The organism is Streptomyces sp. MBT53, from assembly GCF_016654115.1.
Lineage (GTDB): Bacteria > Actinomycetota > Actinomycetes > Streptomycetales > Streptomycetaceae > Streptomyces.
In genome coordinates this window covers 1-2,324 of sequence record NZ_JAEQAZ010000407.1, presented here as the reverse complement: position 1 = coordinate 2,324, position 2,324 = coordinate 1, and the positions used below count along the sequence as shown (strand labels likewise).

Annotated in this window: 2 protein-coding genes; both read right to left on the bottom strand. The window is 75.3% G+C overall.

What is annotated here, in order from left to right; all coding sequences use genetic code 11:
* Positions 1-1,135 (bottom strand): serpin family protein (locus JHN45_RS51615; protein WP_236585055.1); only part of this gene is annotated, 1,135 nt, incomplete at its 3' end.
* A gap of 73 nt (positions 1,136-1,208) precedes the next feature.
* Positions 1,209-2,324 (bottom strand): serpin family protein (locus JHN45_RS51610; RefSeq protein ID WP_236585054.1); only part of this gene is annotated, 1,116 nt, incomplete at its 5' end.

Here is a 2,324-nt window from a genome sequence, read left to right as displayed (position 1 = left end):
CGAAGGGGCGGTCGAAGCGGGCCGTGACGACCGTGGTGGTGCAGCGGAGGTCGGGCCGGGCACCGCCGGGTGCGGGCGCGATCGCGGTCACCGCTCCCGCGCGGAAGCCGAGTGCGCCGAACTGTGCCACTGCCGCCTGCTCGGCCTTCCCGACGGCCAGCGGGTCGGGGCTGATGCCGGGGAAGTGGCCGTCGGCGGTGTCCATGGCGGTGGTCAGCCCGAACAGGCCGTGCTGGTCGAGGAGATCGTGCCGCGCGCCCATGTCGTACGCCACCGTCGTCACGAACAGCTCCGGCGGCTGCGGTGTGGCGCACCGCCGTTGCTCGATGCGCAGGCCCGGTCCCACGTCGCCGTACGGGAGTTGGCCGCTGGGCACGACCGGAATCCGGCCGGCCAGGGCGGCCACGCCCGTGCCCAGCACCTGGCCAGGGGCCAACCGCTGTTCGCCGAGCAGGAGATGGACGTCGATCCCGCTGTCGCCGGGCACCTTCAGCTCGGTGACGTAACCGTGCGGGCCGCTCGCCACGCCGGCCCGGTCGAGGCGGACGCCGGTGCGGCGCAGGCCCACCAGCCGCCGCCCCTGCCAGGGTCCGGCGTCCGGATTGAGCATCAACTCCTCGAAGGGGCGCGGCCATTCGGTGCGCAGTGCGAGCGCGCTCGCCAGCACCATCACCACGTCCGGGTCCAGGGCGAGGGGCATCCGCTCGATCAGCCCGTCCGTCCGCTCGGCCGCCCACGCGTCCAACGCCCGCTGCCCGGCCGGGAGATCATCGGTGAGCATCCCGTGCGTGCCCGCCGGCAGCCCGGCCCGCCACTCCTCGCGCACGGCCAGGTCGTGCCGGGTCCACAGGCCGAGCGCGGAGCACAGCCCGGGCATCGAGCCCATCGCGCCCAGCAACTCCCGTGCGGCGGGGGCGGCTTGGTCGGCGGGCAGGCCCACCGCGTCCGCGAGTTCCGCCCGTGCCGCGCCCGACGCCCCGTCGGCGAGGAGGGCCAGCAGTGGCCACACCCCGGCCGCCGAGAACACCGTGCCGCCGGTCGCCGTGTCCGCCCAGCGTGCCGTCAGCCGGTTCACCGCGTCGACGGTCCGCCCGACCGCCGTGCCCTGAACCGCCGTCCCCTGGACCGCTCCCAATTCCGCCCCCGTCAGTGCCGTAGCGCAAGATCGCGCACGTGAAGGCTATCGTCGCCGCCCCGGCGCCGGATGATCAGCCCTGGTCCTCGGGGAACGGTTCCGGTTCCGTGACCCACCCCGCCGCCAGTACCAGCCGTGAGTGGCGGTGCAGGGCGAGGAAGGCGAAGGGGCGGTCGAAGCGGGCGGTGACGGTGGTGGTCACGTAGCGGAGGTCGGGCAGGCCGGCGGCGACGGCGCCGAAGGCCGTCACCGCCGCCGCACGGAAGCCGAGCGCGCCGAACTTCGCCGTCGTGGCCTGCTCGGCCGAGTCGATGGCCAGCGGCAGGGGACTGATGCCGGAGAAGTGGCCGTGCGTGGAGTCCCGTGCCGTGGTGAGCCCGAACAGGCGGTGCAGGCGCAGCAGATCGTGTCCCGCGGTCATGTCGTACGCCACCGTCGTCACGTCGAGCGTCGGCGGCTGCGGGCTGGTGCAGCGGGTCCGTTCCACGCGCAGGCCCGGTCCGGGGTCGCCGTAGGGGAGCCGGTCCCCGGGTACTACGGGATGACGGCGGTCCAGGATCCCCACGCCCGCGCCCAGTACCTGCGCGGGTGTCATCCGTTCCTCCCCGAGCAGGAGGTGGACGTCGATCGCCGCGTCGCCCAGCACCTTCAGCTCGGTGACATGGCCGTCCGGTGTGTCCGCCACGCCGATCCGGTCCAGGAGGGCGGACTCGCGCCACAGGCCGAGGGGGACCCGGTCGCGCCAGTACGCGCTCTCCATCGGCACCTCGACGAACGGCCGCAGCCACTCGGTGCGCAGGGCCAGCGCGCTCGCCAGCACCAGTTCGGTGGCGTCCGTCAGCGGCAGCGGCATCCGCTCGATCAGCCCGCCGGTCCGCTTCGCCGCCCATGCGTCCAGGGCCGCGCGGTCGGCCGAGAGGTCCCCGGTGAGCACCCCGTGCGCCTCGGCGGGCAGCCCCGCCGCCCATGCCTCGCGCAGCTCCACGGTCCGCTTCGTCCACAGCCCGAGCGCCGCGTCGACTCCGCGCATCGCCGTCAGCCCGGCCAGCAACTCCCGTGCGGCGGCGGCCGATTGGCCGGCGGGCAGCCCCACCGCGTCCGCCAGCTCCGCCCGTGCCGCGCCCTCGGCGCCGTCCGCGAGGAGGGCCAGCAGCGGCCACACCCCGGCCGCCGAGAACACCGTGCCGCC